This is a genomic window from Kitasatospora sp. NPDC053308 (assembly GCF_055585785.1).
On sequence record NZ_JBVJJY010000005.1, the window covers coordinates 250,125 to 276,731 of the forward strand.

22 protein-coding genes are annotated in these 26,607 nt (G+C 71.4%); 11 read left to right on the forward strand and 11 right to left on the reverse strand.

Annotation, left to right across the window (positions count from 1 at the left end; all coding sequences use genetic code 11):
* Positions 1-61: 61 nt before the first annotated feature.
* Both ACZ6Y7_RS14490 and ACZ6Y7_RS14495 read left to right on the forward strand, forming a co-directional pair.
* The gene (locus ACZ6Y7_RS14490) at positions 62-1,513 is read left to right on the forward strand and encodes a glycosyltransferase family 2 protein (RefSeq protein WP_465758227.1); all 1,452 of its coding nucleotides are present in this window, start codon (positions 62-64) and stop codon (positions 1,511-1,513) included.
* Between the two features lie 15 nt (positions 1,514-1,528).
* Positions 1,529-2,725 (forward strand): glycoside hydrolase family 113, encoded by a 1,197-nt coding sequence (locus tag ACZ6Y7_RS14495; RefSeq protein ID WP_465758228.1) that lies wholly within the window; start codon positions 1,529-1,531, stop codon positions 2,723-2,725.
* Positions 2,726-2,750: 25 nt separating this feature from the next.
* Here the strand turns inward: ACZ6Y7_RS14495 and ACZ6Y7_RS14500 are convergent, their stop codons facing one another.
* Both ACZ6Y7_RS14500 and ACZ6Y7_RS14505 read right to left on the reverse strand, forming a co-directional pair.
* Positions 2,751-4,967: an acyltransferase family protein gene (locus ACZ6Y7_RS14500; protein ID WP_465758229.1), complete on the reverse strand. Its 2,217-nt coding sequence runs from the start codon at positions 4,965-4,967 to the stop codon at positions 2,751-2,753.
* Positions 4,968-5,100: 133 nt separating this feature from the next.
* Positions 5,101-5,595 (reverse strand): GNAT family N-acetyltransferase, encoded by a 495-nt coding sequence (locus tag ACZ6Y7_RS14505; protein ID WP_465758230.1) that lies wholly within the window; start codon positions 5,593-5,595, stop codon positions 5,101-5,103.
* 514 nt (positions 5,596-6,109) lie between these two features.
* Here ACZ6Y7_RS14505 and ACZ6Y7_RS14510 point away from each other — a divergent pair.
* Positions 6,110-7,066, forward strand: coding sequence for a helix-turn-helix domain-containing protein (locus ACZ6Y7_RS14510; protein WP_465758231.1), 957 nt, complete (start codon positions 6,110-6,112; stop codon positions 7,064-7,066).
* A gap of 43 nt (positions 7,067-7,109) precedes the next feature.
* Here the strand turns inward: ACZ6Y7_RS14510 and ACZ6Y7_RS14515 are convergent, their stop codons facing one another.
* From ACZ6Y7_RS14515 to ACZ6Y7_RS14530, 4 genes are all read right to left on the reverse strand, one after another.
* Complete coding sequence (locus ACZ6Y7_RS14515) at positions 7,110-7,961, reverse strand: histidine phosphatase family protein (protein ID WP_465758232.1); 852 nt, start codon at positions 7,959-7,961, stop codon at positions 7,110-7,112.
* Between the two features lie 154 nt (positions 7,962-8,115).
* The gene (gene mctP / locus ACZ6Y7_RS14520) at positions 8,116-9,732 is read right to left on the reverse strand and encodes a monocarboxylate uptake permease MctP (protein WP_465758233.1); all 1,617 of its coding nucleotides are present in this window, start codon (positions 9,730-9,732) and stop codon (positions 8,116-8,118) included.
* On the reverse strand, positions 9,729-9,992 hold the full coding sequence (locus ACZ6Y7_RS14525; protein ID WP_465758234.1) for a DUF3311 domain-containing protein: 264 nt from the start codon (positions 9,990-9,992) through the stop codon (positions 9,729-9,731). The genes mctP and ACZ6Y7_RS14525 overlap by 4 nt, the downstream gene beginning before the upstream one ends.
* A 502-nt stretch (positions 9,993-10,494) precedes the next feature.
* Entirely contained in the window at positions 10,495-11,286 is a 792-nt protein-coding gene (locus ACZ6Y7_RS14530) for a GntR family transcriptional regulator (RefSeq protein WP_465758235.1), read from the reverse strand.
* A 337-nt stretch (positions 11,287-11,623) separates the two neighbouring features.
* Between ACZ6Y7_RS14530 and ACZ6Y7_RS14535 the strand changes: the two genes are divergently transcribed.
* From ACZ6Y7_RS14535 to ACZ6Y7_RS14565, 7 genes are all read left to right on the forward strand, one after another.
* Positions 11,624-12,913: an extracellular solute-binding protein gene (locus tag ACZ6Y7_RS14535; RefSeq protein ID WP_465758236.1), complete on the forward strand. Its 1,290-nt coding sequence runs from the start codon at positions 11,624-11,626 to the stop codon at positions 12,911-12,913.
* An 89-nt stretch (positions 12,914-13,002) separates the two neighbouring features.
* Positions 13,003-14,031, forward strand: coding sequence for a carbohydrate ABC transporter permease (locus ACZ6Y7_RS14540; protein WP_465758237.1), 1,029 nt, complete (start codon positions 13,003-13,005; stop codon positions 14,029-14,031).
* A complete protein-coding gene (locus ACZ6Y7_RS14545; RefSeq protein ID WP_465758238.1) occupies positions 14,028-14,855 on the forward strand; it encodes a carbohydrate ABC transporter permease in 828 nt (275 codons plus the stop codon). Before ACZ6Y7_RS14540 ends, ACZ6Y7_RS14545 begins: the two co-directional genes overlap by 4 nt.
* Positions 14,856-14,861: 6 nt before the next feature.
* The gene (locus ACZ6Y7_RS14550; protein ID WP_465758239.1) at positions 14,862-16,415 is read left to right on the forward strand and encodes a glycoside hydrolase family 3 protein; all 1,554 of its coding nucleotides are present in this window, start codon (positions 14,862-14,864) and stop codon (positions 16,413-16,415) included.
* A 418-nt stretch (positions 16,416-16,833) separates the two neighbouring features.
* Complete coding sequence (locus ACZ6Y7_RS14555) at positions 16,834-18,147, forward strand: extracellular solute-binding protein (protein ID WP_465758240.1); 1,314 nt, start codon at positions 16,834-16,836, stop codon at positions 18,145-18,147.
* A gap of 254 nt (positions 18,148-18,401) precedes the next feature.
* Positions 18,402-19,487: an SIS domain-containing protein gene (locus tag ACZ6Y7_RS14560; protein WP_465758241.1), complete on the forward strand. Its 1,086-nt coding sequence runs from the start codon at positions 18,402-18,404 to the stop codon at positions 19,485-19,487.
* A gap of 479 nt (positions 19,488-19,966) precedes the next feature.
* Entirely contained in the window at positions 19,967-21,487 is a 1,521-nt protein-coding gene (locus ACZ6Y7_RS14565) for a sensor histidine kinase (RefSeq protein ID WP_465758242.1), read from the forward strand.
* 608 nt (positions 21,488-22,095) lie between these two features.
* On the opposite strand, the gene ACZ6Y7_RS14570 is transcribed toward ACZ6Y7_RS14565, so the two are convergent.
* Both ACZ6Y7_RS14570 and ACZ6Y7_RS14575 read right to left on the reverse strand, forming a co-directional pair.
* On the reverse strand, positions 22,096-22,347 hold the full coding sequence (locus tag ACZ6Y7_RS14570) for a WhiB family transcriptional regulator (protein ID WP_014138019.1): 252 nt from the start codon (positions 22,345-22,347) through the stop codon (positions 22,096-22,098).
* Between the two features lie 365 nt (positions 22,348-22,712).
* Positions 22,713-23,684 (reverse strand): diacylglycerol/lipid kinase family protein, encoded by a 972-nt coding sequence (locus tag ACZ6Y7_RS14575; RefSeq protein ID WP_465758243.1) that lies wholly within the window; start codon positions 23,682-23,684, stop codon positions 22,713-22,715.
* A 50-nt stretch (positions 23,685-23,734) separates the two neighbouring features.
* Here ACZ6Y7_RS14575 and ACZ6Y7_RS14580 point away from each other — a divergent pair, with 50 nt between their 5' ends.
* Positions 23,735-24,163, forward strand: a complete 429-nt coding sequence (locus tag ACZ6Y7_RS14580; RefSeq protein WP_465758244.1) for a hypothetical protein — start codon at positions 23,735-23,737, stop codon at positions 24,161-24,163.
* A gap of 120 nt (positions 24,164-24,283) precedes the next feature.
* Here ACZ6Y7_RS14580 and ACZ6Y7_RS14585 read toward each other — a convergent pair whose 3' ends face one another.
* The 3 genes from ACZ6Y7_RS14585 to ACZ6Y7_RS14595 form a co-directional block, all read right to left on the reverse strand.
* On the reverse strand, positions 24,284-25,291 hold the full coding sequence (locus tag ACZ6Y7_RS14585; protein WP_465758245.1) for an RNA polymerase sigma factor SigF: 1,008 nt from the start codon (positions 25,289-25,291) through the stop codon (positions 24,284-24,286).
* 184 nt (positions 25,292-25,475) lie between these two features.
* Positions 25,476-25,886 (reverse strand): ATP-binding protein, encoded by a 411-nt coding sequence (locus ACZ6Y7_RS14590; RefSeq protein WP_465758246.1) that lies wholly within the window; start codon positions 25,884-25,886, stop codon positions 25,476-25,478.
* Positions 25,887-26,125: 239 nt separating this feature from the next.
* Positions 26,126-26,602 (reverse strand): GNAT family N-acetyltransferase, encoded by a 477-nt coding sequence (locus ACZ6Y7_RS14595; RefSeq protein ID WP_465758247.1) that lies wholly within the window; start codon positions 26,600-26,602, stop codon positions 26,126-26,128.
* Positions 26,603-26,607 lie beyond the last annotated feature (5 nt).

Genomic DNA, 26,607 nt, shown 5'->3' on the forward strand with positions numbered 1-26,607 from the left:
GCCCACGCATGACCCGCCCCGCCCGGGGCCGGACCGACACAGACGAGGAACGACTTTCGCCATGCCATCGACAGCCCCCGCACGGACGGTCATCACCACGTCCCGCGAGGCCGCCCGGCTCGCCGAGCGGCAGATGTCGTGGAAGCCCCAGGTGCTGCCGTTCTACGTCGCCTTCGTGATCATCTTCGCCTTCTCGCTCTGGGCGTACGTGCCCAACCCGACGCCGCTCGGCTGGGCGATCACCATTCTGTGGGGCATGCCGGTGTTCGGCGTGCTGATCGGCTTCCAGGGCGTGCTGATGGTCCGCCGACGGCTTCGCCAGGTGGACCGGATGACCCCGCCGGCGCCGGTCGAGGACGACTTCCTCATCGTGCTGGTGCCGACCATCGGCCGCCACGACACCTACCCGGCGCTGGAGCGCTCGGTGCTCTCGTACGTCGAGCACCTGCCGCCGTACTTCCCGTGGATGCGGGTGGACATCCTCACCGAGGAGGGATGCGCCGCCGCCGAGAAGATCGACGAGCTGGCCGAGCGCCACCCGCTGATCCGGGTGGTGACCGTGCCGAAGGCGTACGAGACGGCCAACGGCACGAAGTTCAAGGCCCGCGCCAACCACTACTCGCACGAGCTGCGGATCGAGGAGGGCGAGGCCGAGGACGACGTCTGGGTGCTGCACATGGACGACGACACGGGCGTCGGGCCGGACACCGCCGCCGCGGTCGCCCAGTTCGTCAACCGGCAGCGCCGGGCCGGGGACGATGCCAAGCACATGGCGCAGGGCATCCTGACGTACCCGCGGGAGAACGCCGTCTCCACCTTCACCTGGCTCGCCGACGCGATCCGCCCCGCCGACGACATCGCCCGGTTCCGCGCGATGACCGGCACCGGCACCCCGATCGCCGGCGTCCACGGCGAGCTGCTGATCGTGCGCTCCTCGGTGGAGGCCACCATCGGCTGGGACTTCGGGCCGAAGACGATCGTCGAGGACGCCCAGATGGCGCTGAACTTCTGCCAGCGCTACCCGGGCCGCAGCGACTGGTTCAACGGCCGTTGCTACGGGGCCTCGCCGGCCGGGGTCAAGGACTTCCTCAAGCAGCGCGAACGCTGGGCCTGGGGCCTGGTCGCGCTCTGCTTCAACAAGACGATCCCGCTGCGGTACCGGCTGTTCATCGGGATGGGCATGGTCAGCTGGGTGCTCGGCCCGCTGCAGCACGTCGGCCTGGTGCTCATGGTGGCCTGGTTCACCGGCACCTGGAACACCTCGCCGGTGACCCAGTCCGTGGTCCTGCTCTGGGCGATCAACTTCGCCTACGTCATCTGGACCTACTGGGAGGGACTGCGGCTGAACGTCGTCGCCTCGGCCAACCACCGGCGCAAGTGGTGGGAGCCGATCGTCGTGGTGGCCGGCATCCCGCTGTTCTCCTTCCTGGAGGGCTGGGGCGGCCTGCGGGGGCTGATCAAGTTCCTCAAGCGCGAGGAGAACAAGTTCGTCGTCATCGCCAAGCCGGCCTGATCGGAAGTCACGACCGTGAAGCGTCCCGCCATCTTCGCCCTGCCCGTCCTCGTGCTGGGCATCACCGTCGTCGTGCCCGTGGTCTGGGGCGACCACCCGATCAGGTTCGACCACAAGCGCCCGACCGAGGTGCACTGGGCCGGTGCCGCCACCGAGCAGGGCAGGGTCTGGGGCTTCGGCAAGGACGCGCCGCCGACCGCGGACACCGGGCCGAAGGTGGCCCGGCCGTGGACCAAGGGCAGCCCCGAGTGGGGTGTGCAGGTGTACTGGCTGGACGACCCGCAGGACCCGGACACCTTCGTCCAGGGCAAGGTCGACCGCATCGTCAAGTACGTGGTCGGGTTGAACGCCAACTCCCTGTCGGTGACGTTCCCGTACTACACGACGGGTACCAAGTCGAACGCCGTCGCGGCCCGGCCGACCTCCCCCAGCCCGGAGCGGCTGGCCCTGCTGCTGGACACCGCCCACAAGGCCGGTCTGCGCACCACCGTGCGGCCGATCATGGACGAGGAGGTGTTCGACTACGTCCACACCCTCAAGTGGCGCGGCAACATCGCGCCGACCGACCGGGACGCCTGGTTCGCCAGCTACGCCGCCTTCCTGGAGCCGTACCTGAAGACCGCCCAGGAGCACGCGGCCGCCGAGTTCACCATCGGGACGGAGTTCAACTCCCTGGAGGGCGACCCGCACTGGCAGGGCCTGATCGACCAAGCCCGCAAGACCTTCCGCGGCGAGCTGGTGTACGACGCGAACTTCGACAACTGGTCCCAGGGCGCGATAGCGGTACCGGCCGACGGGACGGGGGTGGACGCCTACCCCCCGGCCAAGAACGCCGACGACAACGCCCCGATCGCCGAACTGAAGGCCAGCTGGAACGCCTGGCTGGACAAGCGCGGCAAGGGCCCGCAGCCGGCCACCAAGCTCACCGAGGTGGGCATCCCGGCGCAGAAGGGCGCGTACAAGACGCCCGGTGAGTACTACAAGAAGACGGAGGTGAACGAGGCCGTCCAGGCGACCTGGTTCACCGCGGTCTGCCAGGTGGCGCAGGAGCGCAAGTTGCGCGGGCTGTACTTCTGGTCGCTGTACTTCGGCATCGACCCGACCCTGCCGACCACCCCGGACACCCCGCGGATGGACTACGCCGGGCGCCCGGGTTCGGAGAAGGCGATCCGCGACTGCTTCGCGCAGACCTACGAGGTCCCGCAGCCGTAGCGGCGGCCGGGGACGGCGCCCGGCCCTACGGGCTGTCGGGGTGGTCGCCGGCCGTCGCCCTCGCGGTCGGCGTCCTGGTCGGCTTGGCCGACGGCCGGCTCGTCGGCTTGGCGGTCGCCGTCGGTGTCGGGGCGGCCGTCGGTGTCGGCACGGTCGTGGCCGTCGCGGTGGGCGTCGGCGTCGGAGCGGTCGAGGACGGACCGGAAGGCGTGGGCGCCGGGCCGGCCGGCTGGTCCGGCTGGGCCCCGGACAGCGCGTCGGCGACCTGCTTCTCCAGCCACGGGGTCACGAACCGCATGCCGGCCGGGGTCAGGTGCACGCCGTCGTTGGCGGGGGTGACCCAGTGGCCGTCCTTGTCCTTCCAGACGCAGGTGTCGTACGGGCAGTAGAAGCCGTCGAGGTCGACCAGCCGGACAGTGCCGCCGGCGGACTTCACGAAGTCGCCGACCAGCTGGTTGTAGCAGGTGCCCCAGGTCTTGTTGATGGCGCCGTTCTCGACCCGCTCGTTCATCAGCAGCACCTCGGCGCCGGGCGCCTCGCGGCGGACCTGCTCGACGGCCTGGGCGAGCTGCGTGCGGTACCGGTTGCGGTAGTCCTCGTCGCAGGAGTTGAGCCAGGTGCCGTCCAGGTACTGCTCGGCGGCGTCCCATCCGAAGTGGAGCAGGACGGCCTTCGGCGCGACGGACGTGAGGTGCCGGGTCCACTCGGCCGTCCGGTCCCGGCAGTCCGTGCTGGTGTCGAACTCCGTCCCGGAGGTGGTGCGGACCTTGACCGGGTCGAACACGCCGCAGCCGCTGATGCCGCCGTCGACCACCCGGAAGCGGTCGCCCTGCCGGTACAGGCCGGTGGCGAGGTCCTGGGCGAAGGAGTCGCCGAGCACCAGGACCACGGGCTTGCCGCTCGGCCCGGACTTCATGTCGTGGGTGACCCACGCGGGCAGGTACCAGGCGCCGGCGACGGCCACCGCGGTGGTGACGGCCACCAACGGGACGGCCGGGAAGGCCCGCCAGCGCAGGACCCGCAGCTTCTCGGTGACGGTGTGCAGCAGCCAGGCCAGCACCCAGGACACCGGCCCGCCGATCAACAGCAGCCGCTGCGGCGAGATGTCGTCGACGTAGTGCTGGAGCAGCCAGTACACCGGCAGGTGGAGCAGGTAGAGGCTGTACGAGATGGTGCCGGTGAGCCGTACCGGGGGCAGCGACAGCAACCACACCAGGGGGCCGCGGTCGAAGCAGAGGGAGGCGGTCAGGACGGCGGCGAGCGCCGCGACCACGGCCAGCCCGCCCTGGTAGAGCCAGGGTCGGTGGTACGAGCCGATCGACAGGCTGGCCCAGACCAGGCCGCCGAGCGCGGCCGTGCCGACCAGGGTGGGCAGCACGGCGCCGCCCGGCAGCGCCGGCGGGGAGCCCTGGCCCGCTCCGTCGGCCGCCGCGTGGGCCCGGCGGCGCAGCCAGAGGTAGACCCCGAAGGCCGCGGTGGCCCCGGCGGCGAAGCCGACCGCTCGGGTCTCGGTGCCGAGGTAGAGGCGATCGCTGTTGGCGCCGTTCCACATGAGCGGGGCGACGGCGGCGGACACGGCGAACAGGACGGCGGTGACGGCGCCGGTCGCGCGCAGCGAGCGGCGGCACAGGCCGAAGACCATGAGCAGCAGCAGGGGCCACACCGCGTAGAACTGCTCGGTGATGCTGAGCGACCACATGGCGGCGAGCGGGTCGATCGAGGCGAAGTGCTGCCAGTAGGCGTCGCCGCGGGCCAGCTGGGCCCAGTTGGCGACCTGGCCGAGCGCGGCGAGCGCCTGCGGGCGGAGGTTCCTGACGTCCCGTAGCGGGCTGACCAGGGCCGACAGCGCGACCACCAGGATGATGGTGGCGAGCAGTCCGGGCAGCAGACGCTTGGCGCGGCGGCGGTAGAAGACGCCGAGGCGGATTCCGTCGGTGCGGTCCAGCTCGCGGATCAGCACCAGGGTGACCAGGAAGCCGGAGAGGACGAAGAAGACGTCCACGCCGAACAGGCCGTTCTGGAACCAGTCGGTGTGGTAGAGCAGCACGGAGGCGATCGCGAGGCCGCGCAGGCCGTCGACCGCCTTGAAGCGGACGGAGGGCGGCAGCGGTCCGCGCGGCCGGGGGGCCGGTGCGGGGATCGCGTAGCGGCTGACGACCGGGGCTTCGATGCCCCGGGCTTCGCGCATGTCCTGGAGCGTGGGGCCGCGTCCGGGCGTGCCGAGGCCGGGCACGTCGTCCATGTGGTGCGTCCCCCCGGGATCGATCGACTGTCGCGACGTGTCGAAGACATGTCTTGATCTGTGGTTTATATCAAAAGAGCTCGGCTGATCGTCTGCGGGTCATCGGAGAGGGGCCCGGTGGCCTGCCGCCGGGTCAGAACGCCAGCGTGTAGACCATCAGGTTCATCCCCGGGTACGGCGCCCAGTCGCGTTCGGGGGTGCGCCGGAAGCCGACGCGCTCGTAGACCCGGTGGGCGGCGGTCATCTCGGGGCGGGTGGAGAACGCCATGCCGGCCAGGCCGAGTTCGCGGCTGCGGGCGAGGGAGGCGCGGACCAGGGCCTCGCCGACGCCGCGGCCGCGGGCGGCGGTGTCGGTGGCGAGCATCCGGATCTCGCCCTCGCGCGCGGTGGCGATGTCGGCCCACTCGGTGCCGCCGACCGCGAAGGTCACGCAGCCGAGGACCCGCCCCACGGCCGGGTCGACCGCGACCAGGAGCTCGGCCTCCCGGGCCCGGCGGTCGGCGTCGCGCAGGAGCGCGACGTAGCTGCTGCCGGGTGAGGTGAAGCCGCCGCCGACGAAGGCCTCGACGGTGATGCGGCCGGCGTCTTCGAGGTCCTCGGGCAGGGCTCGGCGGATGAGGAAGTCCATGCGGTCAGTGTGCCGGAGCGGTCGGGGCCGCGAAGATCCGGGGTCGAACGGACGGCTGCCGCACGGGCGGCTGTCGCACGGTCGGCCGCTGAACGGTCGGCCGCTGAACGGAGGGCTGTCGCACGGTCGGCTGCCGAACGGTCCGAGGCGGGACGGGCCGCGGCCGAACGGACGGCCGCCGCACGGGTGGGGGCAGCGGTCGCGGGCGTGCCGTGCAGCCGGTCGGGGCGGGCGGCATCGGCCGGGTAGCCCCCCGGGCGGTGGTAGTTGTCGCGGCCGGCCGCCGGGCCGCGGGAGGCTTCGCGGCCGATCAGGCCGCCGAGCAGGCCGAAGCCGCCGAGGGCTCCGGCCAGGGCGAGTGCGCTGGCGAGGGTGTCGCTGTCCATGGGTTCCACTCTGCTCGGGCGGGGCGGCCCGAACGAGTGGCAGGAATGACCGATTGCCTCGAAATCCTGCCACTGCGGGGCATCCGGGGGCTTACGCCGACCCCGACCGGAACGGCATCCTGGACGACATGCTGAAGAACGTGGTCGCGGTGGTGCTGGAGGACATCCACCCCTTCGAACTGGGCGTGGCCTGCGAGGTGTTCGGCCTCGACCGGACCGCCGACGGGCTGCCCGGCTACGACTTCGCGATCGCCGGCGCCAGGCCCGGCCCGCACGCCACCCACGCCGGATTCGCGGTGGACGTCCCGTACGGCCCGGAGCGGCTGGCCGGCGCCGACCTCGTGGTGGTCACCGCGGCGGCGATCCGCCCGCAGTACCCCGAGCCGCTGCTGGAGGCGCTGCGAGGTGTGGTGGCGCACGGCGGCCGGGTGCTCTCCATCTGCAGCGGCGCCTTCGTCCTGGGCGCCGCCGGGCTGCTGGACGGCCGCCGCTCCGCGACCCACTGGCGGCACGCCGAGGCGCTGGCCGCCCGCTTCCCGCTGACCACGGTCGAGTCGGACGTGCTGTACGTGGACGACGACCCGGTGATCACCTCCGCCGGGACGGCCGCCGGCATCGACGCCTGCCTGCACCTCGTGCGCAAGGTGCAGGGCGCCGAGGTGGCCCGGGAGATCGCCCGCCGGATGGTGGTGGCGCCGCACCGGGAGGGCGGCCAGGCCCAGTTCGTCAACCGCCCGCTGCCCGAGGGCGACGGCGACTCGCTGGCCCCGCTGCTCGACTGGATGCGTCACCACCTGGACGAGGAGGCCACCGTCGAGCAACTGGCCGCCCGGGCGCACATGTCGCCGCGCACCTTCGCCCGCCGCTTCCAGCAGGAGACCGGAACCACCCCGCACCGCTGGCTGGTCGGGCAGCGGGTGCTGCTCGCCCAGCGGCTGCTGGAGTCCACCACCGAGCCGGTGGACGCGATCGCCGCCCGCTGCGGCTTCGGCAACGCGGCCGCCCTGCGGCACCACTTCGGCCGCCGGCTGGGCACCACCCCGCTGGCGTACCGGCGCTGCTTCGCCGATCCGGCGCTCCGCTGACGGGCCGTCGGCCGAGCTGTGCCGGTCAGCCCGGCGGCCTCCGTCAGCCCGCCTCCGCCGTCAGGTGGTCGACGCTGTTCCAGCGGTCCGGCCGCAGTCGTCCCTCCTGGGCCCGCCAGAGGCTGGTGGAGCAGTTGTGCACCGGCCCGAGCGCGGTGAGCTGGTCCTCGGTGAGCCGGTCCAGCGCGTAGCGGAGCATCAGCACCGTGCAGTCGTGCGCGACCAGCAGGACGGGCCGGCCGGCCTCCTCCTCGCAGACGTCCCGCAGCAGGCTGCGCACCCGCAGCGCGACGTCGGCCCAGGACTCGCCGCCGGGCGGGCGGTAGTACAGCTCGCCCATCTTGCGCCGTCGGGCCGCCTCCTCCGGGTGCTTGGCCTCGATGGCGGCCTTGGGCAGCATCTCCAGGACGCCGAGCTCGCGGTCGCGCAGCCGCTCGTCGTAGCGGACGGCCAGCGACACCGGGACGGCGCCGAGTCCGGCGGCCTGGGCCAGCGCGATTCGGGCGGTCTCTGCGGTGCGCACGTACGGCGAGCACCAGACGCTGCGCGGGCGGTCGGCGCTGGGCAGGGCGGCCCACCAGCGGCCGAGTGCCTGCGCCTGCTGCCGGCCGTGCAGGGACAGCGGGATGTCGGCGTCGCGGCAGCTGATCGGCACGCTGAGCGCGCCGGCCGCCTCGGCGAGCTGGAACTCCACGTTGGCGGTGGACTCGCCGTGCCGGGTGGCGATCAGGACGGACGGCAGCCGGGTGGCCGCCGCCGGGCGGTGTCCGGTGACGTGGTGGCCCTGCGCGGTCACGTGCGGGTTCTGCCCGGCGAGGTGCTGGGTCGGGGTGGTGACGGGCTGGTTCTGGGTGGACTGGTGCTGGCCGTTGAGGGTGGTACCGAGTTCTGCCATGGCCGCGAGCTCCCCGTGGTCGATCAGGTTCCGGCCGGTTGCCGGTCCGGTCTGGTGGTGCCCGGCGTGCACGCCTGTTCATACATATGATCGCGCCGCCTTCTCCAGTGTTCACGGAGAAGGCGGCGCGATCACAGGGCGCGTACGGCGCGAATCAGTGCGCCGCTACGGGCTCCGGCGCGCTCTTCAGCTCGTCGTCGCCGGCGTCGGCGCTGTAGTCGGACGGCTTGGTCTCGTCCGGGCCGTCCGGCGCCTTGACCGCCCGCAGCACCAGGGTGAGCACCACCGCGACGAGCAGGTTCAGCACGAAGGCGGTCAGGCCGATGTAGCCGATCTCGCCGATGCCGGGGATCTCGGCCGCGCTGCCGCCGAAGTGCTTGGTCTTGGGGCTGGAGATCCCGTACGCCTCCCAGGTGCCGTAGACCATGCCGGCCGCCCAGCCGGCGAACAGCGCCCAGTGGTGGAACCAGCGGGTGAACAGGCCGCCGACGATCGCCACGAAGGTCTGCAGGATCCACAGGCCGCCCAGCAGCTGGAGGTTGATCGCGGCCTGCTTGTCCATGCCGAGCACGAAGGCCAGCGCGCCGACCTTCACCAGCAGCGAGACCAGCTTCGCGATCCGGGTCTCGTCGGCGGGGGTGGCGGCGGGCTTGAGCCACTCCTTGTAGACGTTGCGGGTGAACAGGTTGGCCGCCGCGATGGACATGATCGCGGCGGGCACCAGCGCGCCGATGCCGATCGCGGCGAAGGCCACGCCGGTGAACCAGTCCGGGAACATGCTCGCGAACAGCTGCGGCACCGAGAGCTGGGCGTTGTAGTTCTTCTCGCCGGTGCCGACGCCGGCCGCGATCGCCATGAAGCCGAGCAGGGCCAGCAGGCCGAGCATCAGCGAGTACGCGGGCATGATCGCCATGTTGCGGCGCACGGTGTTGCGGGACTTGGACGCCAGCACGCCGGTCACCGAGTGCGGGTACATGAACAGTGCCATCGCCGAGCCGAGGCCGAGGGTGGCGTACGTCCATTGCTTGTTGTCCGGGACGGTCAGCGACCCGCCGCCCTTGGGGTGCGCCTTGAAGTAGGCCGAGGCCGAGTCGAAGATGTGGCCGAAGCCGCCCAGCCGGATCGGGATGTAGATCACCGCGACGATGATCACGATGTAGACCAGGGCGTCCTTGACGAAGGCGATCAGCGCCGGGGCGCGCAGGCCCGAGGAGTAGGTGTAGGCGGCCAGCACGCCGAAGGCGATGAACAGCGGCAGGTCCTTGACGAACCAGTTGGCGTTCTCCCCGCCGCCGATCCCCAGCACGTCCAGCACCGCCTGGATGCCGACGAGCTGCAGGGCGATGTACGGCATGGTGGCCAGGATGCCGGTCAGCGCGACCACCAGCGACAGCGGCCGCGAACCGTACCGGCCGCGCACGAAGTCGGCCGGCGTCACGTAGCCGTGCACCCGGGAGACCGACCAGAGCCGGGGGAGGAAGAGGAAGACCAGCGGGTAGGCGATGATCGTGTACGGCACCGCGAAGAAGCCCGCCGCACCGGTCGCGTACACCGCCGCGGGGACGGCGACGAAGGTGTAGGCGGTGTAGAGGTCGCCGCCGAGCAGGAACCAGGTCACCCAGGTCCCGAAGCTGCGCCCGCCCAGGCCCCACTCGTCCAGGTGCGCCGCGTTGTCGGCGCGGCGCCAGCGGGAGGCGAGGAAGCCCATCACGGTGACCAGGGCGAAGAAGAGCACGAAGACCGCGAGGGCCGGCACGTTGACGTCCTTCATCGCGCACCGCCCTTCCGGGCCGCGGCGCGGGCCTTCTCGTCCCGGGTGATCAACAGGTAGGCGGCGACGGTGAAGACGGCCGACAACGGCACCCACATCAGCTGGTACCAGTAGAAGAACGGCATCCCGGCCAGCTCCGGACCGGTCTTGTCGTACGAGGACACCCACAGCATGGCCACGATCGGCACCAGCAGGGCGAGGGCGGCGAGCACCCGCTCGGGCGTCACCGCCGGGACGGCGGCGCCGGCTGGCTCGGGCATGACAGCTTCGGGGGTATCGGGATCAGACGGCATCTTCGGCTCCGCTCCGGAGGGTTCCCCGTCGGCGCCGCAGCCCCGGAGGCGCCGGACGCCCCCGCGAGCCCGCCGAGCAGCACCATCGGTGATCGGCAGTCAGTACGGCTGCGCAATCTAGAGCATGGAGTGATCCATGTCACCGGAATTGGCGGATCTTCCCACCACTCGGACGCACACCGCCGGGGGCCGCCCGGCCGGGAGCCCGCCGGGAGCCCGCCCAGGGACCCGGCCGGGAGACCGGCGGGCGCCCGTGCCAAGCAGCCGGGCAGGGTCCCGCCTCCGGAGCCGGGCAGGGTCCCGCCTCGGGAGCCCGCCGGGGAGAGCCCCCTGCCGGACTGCGGCGCCGGGACGCACAAGGCACCGGCGCGCAGGCCGCGCGCGCCGGTGCCCGTGGTGGGAGAGAGGAGCGCGCCCTCCCCGAACGCGCCTACTCGGGTCGCCTGCTTCGGTCGCCTGCTTCGGCCGCTTACTCCGGCCGCTTCAGGCGGGTGATGAACTTGTAGCGGTCGCCCCGGTAGATGGAGCGGACCCACTCCACCGGGTTCCCCTCGCCGTCGAAGGAGTGCCGGGACAGCTGCAGCATCGGCAGCCCGAGGTCCGAGCCGAGCAGCCCGGCCTCGCGCGGGTTGGCGAGGGTGGTCTCGATGGTCTCCTCGGCCTCGGCCACGGTGACCCCGTACACCTCGCGCAGTGCCGCGTACAGCGAGTTGTGCTTGGCGAGGTTGCGCCGCAGGGCGGGGAAGCGCTTGGCGGACAGGTGGGCGACCTCGATGGCCATCGGGTCGCCGTTGGCCAGGCGCAGCCGCTCGATCCGCAGCACCCGGCCGCCCGGCTTGATGTCGAGCAGCGGGGCGAGCCGGTCGTCGGCGGTGATGTAGCCGATCTCGATCAGCCGGGAGGTGGGCTCCAGGCCCTGGGCCCGCATGTCCTCGGTGTAGGAGGTGAGTTGCAGTGCCTGGGCGACCTTGGGCTTGGCGACGAAGGTGCCCTTGCCCTGGATGCGCTCCAGCCGCCCCTCGACGACCAGCTCCTGCAGGGCCTGCCGGACGGTGGTGCGCGAGGTGTCGAACTGGGCGGCCAGCGCGCGCTCCGGCGGGACCGGGGTGCCGGCGGGCTGGGTCTCGGTGAGCTGCAGCAGGTGGCGCTTGAGGCCGTAGTACTTGGGGACGCGCGCGGTCGGGTCGGTGCCGGCCTGCGTCGGGAGGTTGTTCACCTCGGGGTCGTCGGCCTGGGCGGTGGTTCCCCCGTCGCTGCTCATCGGACCTGTTCTCCCGCTTCTCGCGGGGCCTTCACAGGCCCCGCCACATCGTTAACGGGTCACATCGTTGCATGTATGGCTACGGAACGAATACCTCATCACGCGATGAACGATGTGCGGTGTCGGCTTGATAACGGGTGGTCGAGTTGGGTCGAGCAGCCGTTGACAGGCCCATTGGTCTAGGCCAAGCTCCAGGCATCTGGTCTACACCACTAGGCCGGTCACTACGAATCCCCCCACCCGTTCGAAGGGGTCCGCGGCACCGATTCCCCCGCTTTGTGTGGGTCTGCCGCTGCCGCCCGACGGGGGTAACCCAGGCATCCCTCAGGAGGATGGCGTGAAGCGTCAGCTCATCGCGGCGGTCGGCGTCGCAGCAATGGTCGTCGGCCTGGCGGCTTGTGGCTCGGACGGCAAGAAGAGCGACGGCGACTCGAAGTCGTCGTCCGCCTCCGCGGCCGACAAGTACAAGGGCAAGACGCTCAAGGTGTGGCTGATGACCGGCTCGGCCCCGAAGGGCTGGACCGACGCGGTCAAGACCGAGTTCGAGACCACCTACCCGGGCTCCAAGGTCGACTTCCAGATCCAGGAGTGGGACGGCATCGGCCCGAAGGTCACCGCCGCGCTGTCCGAGGGCTCGGTCGACGTCCTGGAGATCGGCAACACCCAGACCGCCGGTTACGCGGCCTCGGGCGGCCTGCTGGACATCACCAAGGACAAGTCCGCCCTGGGCGGCGACGGCTGGGCCGCCAACCAGAACGAGGCCGCGATCCTGGACGGCAAGCAGTACGCCGTCCCGTGGTGGGTCTCCAACCGCGTGGTCGCCTACAACAAGGACCTGTGGGCCAAGGCCGGCCTGACCGCCGCCCCGAAGACCCTGGACGAGTTCTACGCCGACCTCGACAAGCTCAAGACCACCGACGGCGTCGCCGACCCGATCTACCTCCCGGGTCAGGAGTGGTACACCTACTTCGGCCTGCTGACCGGCGAGGGCGGCAAGATCGCCAAGAAGGACGGCGACAAGTGGGTCGGCGGCCTGTCCTCGCCCGAGGCGCAGAAGGCCTTCGAGACCTACAAGAAGCTGCAGAGCTACTCGGCCACCGGTCCGAAGGACAAGGACGAGGCCACCCCGCAGCAGAAGGACGTCTTCGCCAAGGGCAACGTCGGCGCCATGATCGCCCTCGGCTGGGAGCTGCCCAAGCCGGAGGAGATGCCCAAGGACAAGATCGGCTTCTTCCCGCTCCCGGGCAAGACGGCCGACAAGCCCTCCGGCGTCTTCCTCGGCGGCTCGAACCTCGCGGTCGCCTCGCAGAGCAAGAACACCGACATGGCCAAGGACTTCCTCAAGGTCGCGCTCAACGACAAGAACGAGGGCCTGGTCGCCGCCGCGGGCAACATCCCGAACAAGGCCGCGCTGAACAGCCAGATCACCGGTGACTTCGCGAAGGCCGCCCAGACCGCCGCGGCGGTCGGCGGCATCACCCCGAACACCCCGAACTGGGCCAGCGTCGAGGACAAGCCGAACCCGATCAAGGACTTCCTGACCGCCGCCCTGCAGGGCGGCGACTACGCGGCCACGGCCAAGAAGTACGACGACGAGATCGCGAAGCGGCTCAACCAGAAGCAGTAGGGATCGAGCGGCGTCGCTCACCGGCCCCCGGCGGAGGGCCGGTGGGCGGCGCCTGTCCGTCGTGGTCGGGTTGTGAGGAAGTGAGAACGATGGCTGTGCATTCAGAGCGGGTGCAGGCACCGTCCCCGGACGCGGGGCGGGCCGTGGTGGCCGGAACCGAGACGGGTGCCGCGGGCGGCGGCTCGAAGGGCGCCGCGCCGAAGCGCACCAGAACCGCGGGCGCCCCCGGCCTGGGCTCCCGCTTCGCCCCGTACCTGCTGCTGCTGCCGGCCGTCGTGGCGACCATCGCCCTGCTGGGGTGGCCGCTGGTCAAGACGGTCCTGCTGTCGTTCCAGAACCTCAACAGGCGCCAGCTGGTCATGCACCTCACGGAGTGGACCGGCTTCGACAACTACAAGGAGCAGCTGACCGACCCGGACTTCTGGTCGGTCACCGGGCGCACGGTCGTCTTCACCCTGGTCAACGTGGTGCTGATCATGGTCGGCGGCACACTGGTCGGCCTGCTGCTCAACCACCTCGGCAAGCGGATGCGGCTGGCGCTGTCGATCGCGCTGCTGATGGCCTGGGCCATGCCGGTGGTCGCCGCGACCACCGTCTACACCTGGCTGTTCGACCAGCAGTGGGGCGTCGTCAACTGGTTCCTGGACCAGCTCGGCTGGCACTCGATGGCCGACTACAACTGGCTCAGCTCGCAGTACTCGACCTTCTTCGTGGTGATCCTGCTGATCGTCTGGCAGTCGATCCCGTTCGTGGCGTTCAACATGTACGCCGGCCTGACCACCATCCCCAGGGAGCTCTACGAGGCCGCCCGGATGGACGGCGCGGGCTCCGGCAAGATCTTCAGCCTGGTGATCTTCCCCAACCTGAAGCCGTTCTTCCTCGCCACGACCTTCCTGGAGGTCATCTGGGTGTTCAAGTCCTTCACCCAGGTCTACGCGATCAACGGCGGCGGCCCCGAGAACCTGACCAGGACCCTGCCCGTGCACGCCTTCCTGGAGGGCTCGTCCGGCCAGCACTACGGCATCGGCTCCGCGATCGCGGTGCTCACCATCCTGATGCTCGGCGCGCTGATGGCGTACTACTTCCGGATCATGATCAAGCAGGAGGACGAGCTGTGAGGCGCTCTCTCTTCGGACGTACCTGGCCGAACGTGATCGCGGTCGTCCTCTTCGTCTTCTTCATCTTCCCCGTCTACTGGATGGTCGCGACCTCCTTCAAGCAGGACCGCGACATCATCAGCAAGACGCCGGTCTTCCTCCCGCTGAACGGCACGCTGGACCACTTCACCACCGCGGTGGACGCGCCGAACTTCTGGACGTACGTCACCAACAGCGTCACCGTCACGGTCGGCGCGGTGCTGCTCTCGCTGGCGATCGCCACCCTGGCGTCCTTCGCCATCGCCCGGATGAAGTTCCGCGGCCGCAAGGCCTTCGTGCTGGTCATCATGATCGCGCAGATGGCGCCCTGGGAGGTCATGACCATCGCGGTCTACATGATCTCCCGCGACAACGACATGCTGAACAGCCTGCTGCCGCTGACCCTCTTCTACATGATGATGGTCCTGCCCTTCACCATCTGGACGCTGCGCGGCTTCATCGCCGCGGTGCCGAAGGAGCTGGAGGAGTCGGCCATGGTGGACGGCTGCACCCGCGCCCAGGCGTTCGTGAAGGTGATCTTCCCGCTGCTGGCCCCTGGCCTGATGTCGACCTCGCTGTTCGGCTTCATCACGGCGTGGAACGAGTTCCCGCTCGTCCTGATCCTGAACAAGGAGGAGGGCAAGACCCTCCCGCTGTGGCTGTCCTCCTTCAAGACCGCCTTCGGCAACGACTGGGGCGCCACCATGGCCGCGTCCACGATGTTCGCCATCCCCGTGCTGATCCTGTTCATCTTCCTGCAGCGCAAGGCGGTCGGCGGTCTGACCGACGGCGCCGTGAAGGGCTGAGTCACCGTGAGCATCCTCGTTCCCACCGTGCCGGACAGCGACCAGCTGCACCGCGACGCCCTGACCGTCCTGCAGCCCGGCTTCGTCGGCACCGAGCCGCCGCAGTGGGTGCTGCGCCACCTCGCCGCCGGGCTCGGCTCGGTCGCGCTGTTCGACCGCAACGTGGTCGACCTCGACCAGCTCGCCGCGCTCACCCGGGCGCTGCGCGCGGAGAACCCCGACCTCCTGATCGCCATCGACGAGGAGAGCGGCGACGTCACCCGGCTGGAGGCGGGCTCCGGCTCCTCCTGGCCCGGCAACCTCGCCCTCGGCGCGATCGACGATCCGGCGCTGACCCGGGACGTCGCCCGCGAGCTCGGCCGGGCGCTGGCCGCGGCCGGCGTCAACTACAACTGGGCGCCCACCGCCGACGTCAACTCCAACCCGCGCAACCCGGTCATCGGGGTCCGCTCCTTCGGCGCCGACCCCGACCTGTGCGCCCGGCACACCGCCGCCTGGGTCGAGGGCCTGCAGTCGGCCGGCGTGGCCGCCTGCTCCAAGCACTTCCCCGGCCACGGCGACACCGCGGTGGACTCGCACCACGGCCTGCCGGTGATCGACGTCGACCTGGACGTGCTGCGGGCCCGCGACCTGATCCCGTTCCAGGCGGCGATCGCGGCCGGCACCAAGGCCGTGATGACCGCCCACATCATGATCCCCGCGCTGGACCCGAAGCTGCCGGCCACCCTGAGCCCGACCGTGCTGCGCGACCTGCTGCGCGCCGCGCCGGCCGACGGCGGCCTCGGCTACCAGGGCCTGATCGTCAGCGACGCGATCGAGATGGGCGCCATCGCCGACACCTTCGGGATGGGCGAGGGCACCGTGCTGGCCCTGGCGGCCGGCGCGGACGCGATCTGCGTCGGCGGCGGGCTGGCCGACGAGGAGACCGTGCTGATGCTGCGCGACGCCATCGTGGCGGGCGTGCGGGCCGGCCGGCTCGACGAGGAGCGGCTGGCGGACGCCGCCGCGCGGGTCCGGGCGCTGGGCAGCTGGGGCCGGATCTCGGCCCAGGGCGAGCGGCCGGAGCCGGACCTGGCGGTCGGCCTGCGGGCCGCGCGCCGGGCGCTGCGGGTGGTCCGGGCACCGGGCGTGGTGACGCCGCCGGTGAGCGAGCGCCCGTACGTGGCCTCGTTCTCGGACGAGCCGAACATCGCCGTCGGGGACGTCACCCCGTGGGGCGTGGCCGGCATGCTGGCCGACCGCTTCCCCGGCACCCGCACCCGTGAGGTGTCGGCGACCGAGGCCGCCCCGGAGCTGCTGGACGGCCTGGTCGGCGAGCTGCTGGCCGGCGCGGAGGGCCGTCGCCTGGTGCTGGTGGTCCGGGACGCGCACCGCTACCCGTGGATGACCGCGGTGCTGGGCCGCCTGGTGGCGGCCCGTCCGGACGCCGCCGTGGTGGAGATGGGGCTGCCCCAGTCCGAGCCGGTCGGCGCGCTGCACATCGCCACCCATGGCGCCGCCCGGGTCTGCGGGCTGGCGGCCGTGGAGGTGCTCACCGGGCAGCCGGGAGCGGTCGGCTGAACACCGGGCGGACGTCCCCCGGTGCCCCGGGGGACGTCGGCCGACGGGCCCGTCATGCGCATGCCGCATGGCGGGCCCGTTCTGTTGTCCGGGCGTCGACGGCGGGCCCGCGAGCTGACCGTGTTCCCTCAAGGGGGCCTTAAATCGAGCTTAAGGTCAACCGAGGGTGATGACGCCGCGACCGATCGCCACGGGGTACAACGGCTCTGCAACGGCCTTGGTCGCAAAGGGTTTTGGCCGTTGACACCGCCATTGGTCTAGGCCAGAGTCCATGCATCCGGTTCGACAATCGACCTCGCCGGATGTGGTATCGCGCCCTCCTCGTAGCTCTTCGCCGCCCCTGCCCGGACTCTCCGCCGCGGGCGCGCCAATCGCGCTGTCGGCGGGCAACACGGCACTGACACCCTCGGAGGATGGCGTGAAGAAGCGTCAGCTCGTCTCGACGCTCGCGACGGCGGCACTGGCGGTCGGCCTGACGGCCTGTTCCTCGGCCGGCTCACCGTCGGCGGACACCGGGAGCACCGCCTCGGACCCGAAGGCCGCCACCGGCAGCGTGACCGTCTGGCTGATGGACGACGCCCAGAAGAACTGGCCGGACCTGGTCCAGCGGGTCAACGACGAGTTCGCGGCGAAGTACCCGAAGGTCGGCCTGAAGCTCGCCTACCAGGGCTGGGCGGACAAGGTCACCAAGCTGGACAAGGCCATCGCCGCGGGCACCGCCCCCGACGTGGTCGAGCTGGGCAACACCGAGACGATGAAGTACGTGCTGTCCGGTGCGCTGGCCCCGGTGGACCGGAGCAGCTTCGACAACTCCGACAGCTGGATCAAGGCGCTCGCCAACACCTGCACCTACCAGGACAAGCTCTGGTGCGTGCCCTACTACGCCGGCGCCCGGGTCGCCATCTACAACTCCGCGACCTTCCAACAGGCCACCGGAAGCGCCGAGTTCCCGAAGACCGAGGCCGAACTGCTGGCCGCGCTGGACCGGATCGCGGACAAGAACAAGGCGGACCGGACCTTCTCCCCGCTCTACCTGCCCGGCCCCTACTGGTACGCGGCGATGAGCTACGTGGCCGCGTCCGGCGGCAGCATCGCCAAGTTCGACAGCTCCGGCAACTGGCACGGCACCCTGCACGACCCCAAGTCCCAGGAGGGCATCGGCCACTTCGTCGACCTGGTGCGCAAGTACAACAAGGGCGACCTCACGCTGAACGAGCAGAACCAGTACGAGGCGATGGCCCGCGGGCACGCCGCGTCCTTCTACGGCAACGGCTACGAGGCCGCCAGCGTCACCGCCCCGGTCACCGGCGACCCGAGCCTCAAGGACGCCGTCAAGGTGGCCACCATGCCCGGCCCGGACGGCAAGCCGCTGCCGACCTTCATCGGCGGCTCCGACCTCGCCGTCACCGCCAAGTCCCCGTCGGTGGCGCTGGCCACCGACTGGATCCGGATGTTCACCAGCGCCAAGTCCGAGCAGGCGCTGGCCGACAAGGACATCCTGCCGAACAACCTCACCCAGCTGAACCCGCTGAAGGGCAAGCCGTCCACCGCCGCCGCGGCCAACGCCGTCCCGGACGCCTGGTTCACCCCGCTGGCCCCCGGCTGGGGCGCGGTCGAGAAGCAGAAGATCATCCCCGACATGCTGACCGCGATCCTCAAGGGGAAGTCGGTGGACCAGGCCACCAAGGAGGCCGACGCCGCGATCGACCAGCTGATCAACAAGGCCTCCTGACCGACCCCCTCCGCCGCCCCCAGCCGCCCTCGGCCGCCCGCCGCCGTCCAGCCGCCGCCCTCCGCCGCTCCCACCGCCGGGAGCGGCGGAGGGCGGGGGCGGGCAGGGGAGTTCGGAGGTGCTCCCGGCCGGGCGCGCCCGTAGGATTGCCGCGCACGAAGAACCGCAGCGAGTGTGCGGACTCGCCGCCGTAGAGGTCCCCGCCGGGCAGCCGCCCGGGCGGGGTCGAACCATCTCATCGGAGGCAGACCCAGATGTCCGACCCGCAGACCGCTCCCGTGCCCGGCCGGATCATGGCGGCGGAGATGGCCGAGCAGCCGGCCGTCCTCCAGCGCATCCTCGACGAGGGCGCCCCGAAGATCCGCGAGATCGCGGCCGAGATCGCCGCCCGCAGCCCGCGCTTCGTCCTGCTCACCGCGCGCGGCACCTCCGACAACGCGGCGCTGTACGCCAAGTACCTGATCGAGATCCTGCTCGGCAAGCCGGCCGGGCTGACCTCGATGTCGACCACCACCGCGTACGGCGCCAAGCCCGACCTCACCGACGTCCTGGTGATCACCGTCAGCCAGTCCGGCGGCTCGCCGGACCTGGTGGCCTCCACCAAGGCCGCCCGCGAGGCCGGCGCCGTCACCCTCGCGGTCACCAACAACGCCGCCTCGCCGCTGGCCGAGGTCTCCGAGTTCCACATCGACGTGCTGGCCGGGCCGGAGAAGGCGCTGCCCGCCACCAAGACCTACACCGCCGAGCTGCTGGCGCTCTACCTGCTGGTCGAGGGGCTCCGGGGCGATGGGGGCACCGCCCGCCCGGGGGGTGGGGGAGGCTCGGCCGCCAAGGAGCTGCCGAACCTGGCCGCCGGCGTGCTGGCCCGGCAGGCCGAGGTGAGGGCGCTGGCCGAGCGCTACCGCTTCGCCCAGCGGCTGGTCATCACCTCGCGCGGCTACGGCTACCCGACCGCCCGAGAGGCGGCGCTGAAGCTGATGGAGACCACCTACATCCCGGCCACCCCCTTCTCCGGCGCGGACCTGCTGCACGGCCCGCTGGCCATGGTGGACAACGTCTCGCCGGTGATCGCGATCGTCCCGGACGGCAAGGGCGGCGAGGCCCTGCAGCCCGTCCTGGACCGGTTGCGCGGCCGCGGCGCCGACCTGGTCGTGATCGGCCAGCGGGCGCAGGTGGACGCCGCCTCGGCGGGCTTCGCGCTGCCGGCCGGCGTGCCCGAGGAGGTGCAGCCGATCCTGGAGATCCTCCCGCTGCAGCTGCTCGCCTACGAGGTCACCATCGCCCGCGGCCAGGACCCGGACGCCCCGCGCGCCCTCGCCAAGGTCACCGAGACCAGGTAGCCCGCCCGTTCGCCGGCCCGAAGGCGCCCGGGGCGGCGATGCGCGCGGCGCGGAGCCGGCTCCTCCGTCCACAGCCTGTGGACGGAGGAGCCGGCTCCCTGAGCGGCGTCACATGGTCGGGGAGGGGCCGGGCGGAGCCCGGAAAGCACTACGGGCCACGGCGCCGACACGGGACCCTCAACCCATGCGGCACCGCAGCCCGGAGCTGTCGTCGGTCACCGGGAACGACCGAGGACTGTGCGGGGTCCTCGCTCGACGGTGTCCGACCGAGGAAAGGCCGCGCGCGGTCAGGGCAGTTGCGCGGGAGACCTCTCCTTGGTGCTCCTTCATTGTGGACTAGACCAATCTCGGTTGTCCAGGCCGCTCGGGACATTGGTCTAAACAACTCACGGGTGCCTTCCGGAGCCCAGCCGGCCGCCCGCCCGTCCGCCGGTCGGTCCGCCGCGCCCCGCCCGGACCGGCGGCGCTACGCTCGCCATGTGCCCTCGCTGAACGAACTCGTCCGCCGCCACACCACCCTCACCGGGGCCGACGTGGAATGGCTCCACATGCTGGTCTCGGAGTGGCAGCTGCTCTCCGACCTCTCCTTCGCCGACCTGGTGCTGTGGATCCCCACCTGGGACGGCATCCGCTACGTCTCGGTCGCGCAGATGCGGCCCAACACCGGGCCGACCTCGTACCAGGACGACATGGTCGGGCACCTCGTCCCGCGCGGCCGGCGACCGCTGCTGGACGCCGCCTTCGACGAGGGCCGGATCGTGCGCGAGGGCGACCCGGAGTGGCGCGAGGAGGTCCCGGTCCGGGTGGAGTCGATCCCGGTCCGGCGTGAGGGCAAGGTGCTCGGCGTGATCGCCCGCAACACCAACCTGCTGACCGTCCGCACCCCCAGCCGGCTGGAGCTCACCTATCTGCAGAGCGCCTCCGACCTGGCCCAGATGATCGCGGCCGGCAGCTTCCCCTTCCCCGGCCACGAGCAGATCGACATGGACGCCGCCCCCCGGGTCGGCGACGGCCTGATCCGCCTGGACGCGGACGGCATCGTCACCTACGCCAGCCCCAACGCGCTCTCCGCCTACCACCGCCTCGGCCTCACCACCGACCTGGTCGGCAGCCACCTCGGCCGCACCACCGCCGACCTCGCCCCGCCGTCCCGCGGAGCCGTCCACGAGGCGCTGGTGAAGGTCGCCAGCGGCTGGGCGCCCCGGCAGACCGAGGTGGAGGCGCAGGGGGGAGTGGTGACCCTGCGGGCCATCCCGCTCAAGCCCAAGGGGACCCTGACCGGTTCGCTGGTGCTCTGCCGCGACGTCACCGAGCTGCGCCGCCGCGACCGCGAGCTGATGACCAAGGACGCCACCATCCGGGAGATCCACCACCGGGTGAAGAACAACCTGCAGACGGTCGCGGCCCTGCTGCGGCTGCAGTCCCGCCGGATGGAGTCGGAGTCCGGCCGGGCCGCGCTGGACGAGGCGGTGCGCCGGGTCGGCTCGATCGCGATCGTGCACGAGACGCTCTCGCAGGCGCTGGACGAGCAGGTGGCCTTCGACGAGATCGCCGACCGGGTGCTGGCGATGGTGATGGAGCTGTCCCAGGACGGCCGGGTGGCGACCCGCCGCAGCGGCAGCTTCGGCATCCTGTCCGCCGAGGTGGCCACTCCGCTGTCGATGGTGCTGACCGAGCTGCTGCAGAACGCCCTGGAGCACGCCTTCGGCCCGACGGCCTCCGGGAACCTGGAGGTGAGCGCGCTGCGCGGCCGGGCCCCGGCCACCGGGATGGGCTGGTCGGACAGCTGGAACGGCGGTGCCCGCCCGGAGGAGTACCTGCTGATCACGGTGCAGGACGACGGCCGGGGCATGCCGAAGGGCTTCGACCCGCAGACGGCGGGCAACCTCGGGCTCCAGATCGTCCGAACCCTGGCCACCGGTGAGCTCGGTGGCACCTTCGACATGGTGGCGGGCCCGAACGGCGGGACGAAGGTGGTCCTGGAGATCCCGGTCCGCTGAGGATGCGGTCCGCCGGGCACCCGCTCCGTCGGGCACCCGGTCCGTTGAGCGCTGCTCGACCCGCGGTCCGGCCGGGCTCCACCGGGATTCGGTGGCACGAAGGTGCGCGGCAGGGGCGCGCGCCCGGCCAGAGCGCCGGGTGCGCACCTCGTACGCCGGAGCTCGCCGAGGCTCGCCCACGCTCGCCGCACCCCCGCCGGAGCGCGTCCGGTGCCGTCCGGTGCCGTGCCGTGCCATCGGCACCGTCAGGCCGCGAAGGAGCGGGAACCGGTCGCGGAAACAGAAACGAGGCCCTGTCGACCGGGGGGGGTGGGTCGACAGGGCCTCTCAACCCGTTCCGGCCGTCGGGGGGAGTCGGCCGGAACGGGGGCTCTGGGTGGTGCGACACCTCGCCGGTGCGTTGCACACGGTGAGCGCCTCAGCTCCACAATATTGCTCTCAGTGAACAGTATCAAGTGGCTGGACGGGTCCGGTGTCGCGGGACCGAGTCGAGCACGTCGAGCAAGGTCCTTTGTGCGGAAGGCTTCACCAGGAAGAGCAGGGAAGCCTTTGATCATGTGTTGATCGGTACTGCGGTCACTGCTGGTGCTACGCCGTGTGATCAGCGATCAGGCGGTGCGGGCGCGGTTGCGGGCGGCACGGCGCTTCATCGCGCGACGCTCGTCCTCGCTCATGCCGCCCCAGACGCCGGCGTCCTGGCCGGTCTCGAGGGCCCACTGGAGGCACTGCTCCATGACCGGACAGCGGCGGCACACGGCCTTGGCTTCCTCGATCTGCAGCAGAGCAGGACCGGTGTTCCCGATCGGGAAGAACAGCTCCGGGTCCTCTTCGCGGCAGACAGCGCGGTGGCGCCAGTCCATGGTCGTCCAACTCCTCCTGCCGACGGGGGTGGCCCGGCGGCGTAATCGATGGCTTTGTGAATGTGAACGCTTTCACGAATCCCGCAACAGCAAAAGAGACCAAAGGCCTACCGGGCCCGGGTGGTCTGTGCTAGGGGGGATTCGGCGATTCGAGGGGCACTCCGCGGTCGGCGCTCCGTGGTTCCGGAGGCCGTCGCTGCGACGTGTCCCGATCGCCATGTAGAGGTTCGCAAACCTCGGGCTCGGATACAACCCCCTTCGGGGAGGAATTTTTGATTCTTCGGTGTCGCCTAGCTCACAGCCAGTACTTCTATGGAGTGAAGGGGGCTTGTGCGTTCGAGAAGAAGGGCGAAGCCCCCTTCCGGTCACACAATCACACGCAGTGCCCGCCGAACGCCTGTGAAACTGACGCGACTCCTGTCTCCAAGATGGTCGCCGTCGACCTGGAACGGGGTCGGTTCCTCTGAAACCAAGGTGAAGTGTCTGACGTCGTGATAGGAGACGACGTGCTTCCCGGACGGGCCGGCCGGCGGGGCGCCGTCGCTCGAAGGCGTGTGTGACCGCAGGATCTGACGGATCGTTCGAGCCGTACCGAACGCCGTCATCCGGGTGATGCCGAAGACGTCCAGATCCGTGTCGAAGGAGGCGAGGGGTGACGGATAGACCGGACGGTTGCCGAGGAACGTCCACGGCGAGGTGTTGCTGACTATCGACAGCACCAGCCCCGGCACGGCCTCCCGGCCGGGCAGTTCCAGGGAGACCGGGCCCGAACGGCGCTGCTCACGCTGGGTGAAGTAGTGCCGGACGGCCTGCTTGACGTAGAGCGCGTGGGTCGACTTGCGCCCGGCCCGGCGCTGCTCCTCGACCCGTCCGACCACCCCGGCGTCGAAGCCGAGGCCGGCGGTGAAGGTGAACCAGCGGTCCGGCAGCCCGTCGGTCATCGCCTTGCCCAGGCCGATCGGGCGCTCCTGCTTGCGCTCCAGCGCGTGCAGCAGGGCACCGGTGGCCTCCACGGGGTCGTTGGGCAGCCCCAGGGCGCGGGCGAACACATTGGTCGAACCGCCCGGCACCACGGCCAGTCGCGGGACCCGCTCGCCCGGGCCGTGCGCCAGCAGCCCGTTCACCACCTCGTTGACGGTGCCGTCGCCGCCCAGCGCCACCACCAGGTCGACCGAGCCGTCCTCCGCCGCCTCCCGGGCCAGGTCGCGCGCGTGGCCGCGGTACTGCGTCTCGGCCACGTCCAGCTTGAGGTCGCTGCGCAGCGCGTGGATCAGGACGTCCCTGGTCCGGCCACTGGTGGTGGTGGCCTTGTGGTTCACGACCAGGAGAGCGCGCATGGGGAAAGCCTACGGGGCGGTACGGACCAACCGGCGGCTACCCTGCTGGAGTGACCGCAGAAACCTCCGCACCCGTGCCCGCGGCCGGCGCCGGCCGTCCGGCGTCCCTGACCCTGGGCGCCGCCATCACCGCCCTGGAAGGCGCCGCGCTGGCCGTCGTCGGCGTCTGGGACATGGTGTCCGCGCTGTCCGGCCAGTCCAAGCAGCTGGCCCTGAACGAGTTCGGCGGCGTGGTCATCGTGCTGCTCGGCGTGCTGCCGGTGCTGGCCGCCCGCGCGCTGCTCAAGGAGCGCCGCTGGGGCCGCAGCCCGGCGGTGCTGACCAACTCGATCTGCCTGCCGGTGGCCTACTACATGATCGAGAGCGGCGGCGGGATGATCGGCGTCGGCGTGCTGGTCGGCCTGCTCGGACTGGTGGGCATCGGCTCGCTGCTGAACCCGAAGTCGACGGCGGCCCTGTACGCCCCGTCCGAGGACTGAGGACCCGAGGACCGGGAGCCCGAGGACTGAGAGCCCGCGGACCGACAGGCCGGGGCGGGGGCGCGCAGGGCCGCCGGACGACCGTACGGCCGCGCAGCCGGAGCTGAGCGGCCGTCAGTCCTACTCCTCCACCAGGAGCTTCTCCCGCAGCTGGGCCAGTGTCCGGGCGAGCAGCCGGGACACGTGCATCTGGGAGATCCCCACCTCGGCGGCGATCTGCGACTGGGTCATGTTCCGGAAGAACCGCAGCACCAGGATCTTCTGCTCCCGGGGCGGCAGTTGGGCCAGCAGCGGCTTGAGCGACTCGCGGTACTCGACGCCCTCCAGCGCCTCGTCGGTGGCGCCCAGGGTGTCCGCGACGGCCGGCGACTCGTCGTCGCTGTCCGGCACGTCCAGGGACAGCGTGGAGTACGCGTTGGCGGACTCCAGGCCCTCCAGGACGTCCTCCTCGGAGATCCCCAGGTGCTCGGCCAGCTCGTGCACCGTGGGGGAGCGGCCGTGCCGCTGGGAGAGCTCGCTGGTCGCCGTGGTGAGCGACAGCCGCAGCTCCTGCAGCCGGCGCGGCACCCGGACCGCCCAGCCCTTGTCGCGGAAGTGCCGCTTGATCTCCCCGACGATGGTCGGCGTCGCGTAGGTGGAGAACTCGACCCCGCGCTCGTGGTCGAAGCGGTCCACCGACTTGATCAGACCGATGGTGGCGACCTGGGTGAGGTCGTCCAGCGGCTCGCCCCGGTTGCGGAAGCGCCGGGCCAGGTGCTCGACCAGCGGGATGTGCATCCGCACCAGCTGGTTGCGCAGTTCGACCCGCTCCGGCGAGCCCTCGGGCAGCGCCGACAGCCGGACGAACAGCGCGCGGGCGGCCTCCCGGTCCGGGGCGCCGCTGCGGTGCGCGCCCTGGGCGGGCACGGCGCCGTGCAGCTCGGCCTCGGCCGGCTCCTCCGCCCGGTCCGCCGTGGCCGGCGTGGGTGCGGAGTCGGGCGTCGGCTCGGACGTCGGCTCGGTCGGGTGGCTCATCCGGTGGGCGTCCTTCGGGTGCGCTTCGTCGTGGGCGGCGAGGCCGGGAACGCTCGCCTGGGTCGGTACGGCAGGTCCCGCCGTCGCGAGGCCGGTACGGTCCAGATCACTCACGGCCATTCCCCCGTTCCGTTCCGGGAGCACCGGGGCCGACGGCCCCGGAATCGTCTCGTTGGTCGTACCGCCCTGGGCGGTACCGGGAGCCGCCCGCCGGGCCCCGGACGGGCTGGCGGCGGACGGCTCTTGCGCGGGTGCTGCTCGGTGCTGCGCGGTCGGCGCGGTGCGGTTCGGCGCCCGGCTAGTGGGCGGCGGACCCGCCGCGCTTCTTGTGCAGGCTGATCGACACGGTGTTGTCCTCGCCGACCGAGGAGTCCACCTCGCCGGCCAGCGCGGAGAGCACGGTCCAGGCGAAGGTGTCCCGTTCGGGAGCCTTGCCGTCGGTGGTCGGGGCTGCCACGGTCACCTTCAACGAGTCGCCGACCAGCCGGAACTCACAGGACAGGACGGAGCCGGGCACCGCCTGTTGGAGCAGGATGGCGCAGGCCTCGTCGACCGCGATCCGCAGGTCCTCGATCTCGTCGAGGGTGAAGTCCAGCCGGGCCGCGAGCCCGGCCGTCGCTGTTCGAAGCACGGAGAGGTAGGCCCCCGCCGCGGGGAGCCGGACCTCCACGAAATCCTGAACACCGAGATCGCCGTCGATCTGGGACACCCTTGCCTCCTGGGTGACGCGCTGTGCTTGCTTGGTACCCCGCTTGTTACCCCTGCTTGCCGCCCCTCAAAGGGGGACCGTGCCGCCCCCTCGCAGGGGCGCCGTGTCACCCCTCGAAGAGGGCCCGAGTCTGCGGGTCCGCCATCGCTCTGCCCTACCGCACCCCGGTTCGGGAGTCACTCATGGTAAGGCATTGCGACGCAGGGTGGCAGACCCTTTTCCGGACTCGGCCGGTCCGCTCAGCGGCGGCCGGCGGCGGCGAGCGCCTCGTCGGTGAGCCGGTAGACGGTCCATTCGTCCATCGGCACCGCGCCGATGGACTTGTAGAAGTCGATCGAGGGCTGGTTCCAGTCCAGGACCGACCACTCGACCCGCGAGTAGCCCCGCTCGACGGCGATCCGGGCGAGCTCCAGGAGCAGCGCCTTGCCGTGGCCGCCGCCGCGGGCCTCCGGGCGGACGTACAGGTCCTCCAGGTAGATCCCGTGGGTGCCGCGCCAGGTCGAGAAGTTGCGGAACCAGAGGGCGAAGCCGACCGGCTCGCCGGTGGTCCCGTCCTCCGCGATCAGCCCGAACACCGCGGGGTCCGCCCCGAACAGCGCCTGGTGCAGCTGCTCCTCGGTGGCCACGGCCTCGTGCGCGGCCTTCTCGTACTCGGCGAGCTCGCGGACCATGGCGTGGATGACGGGGACGTCGGTGGCGACTGCGGTGCGGATCATGCCTG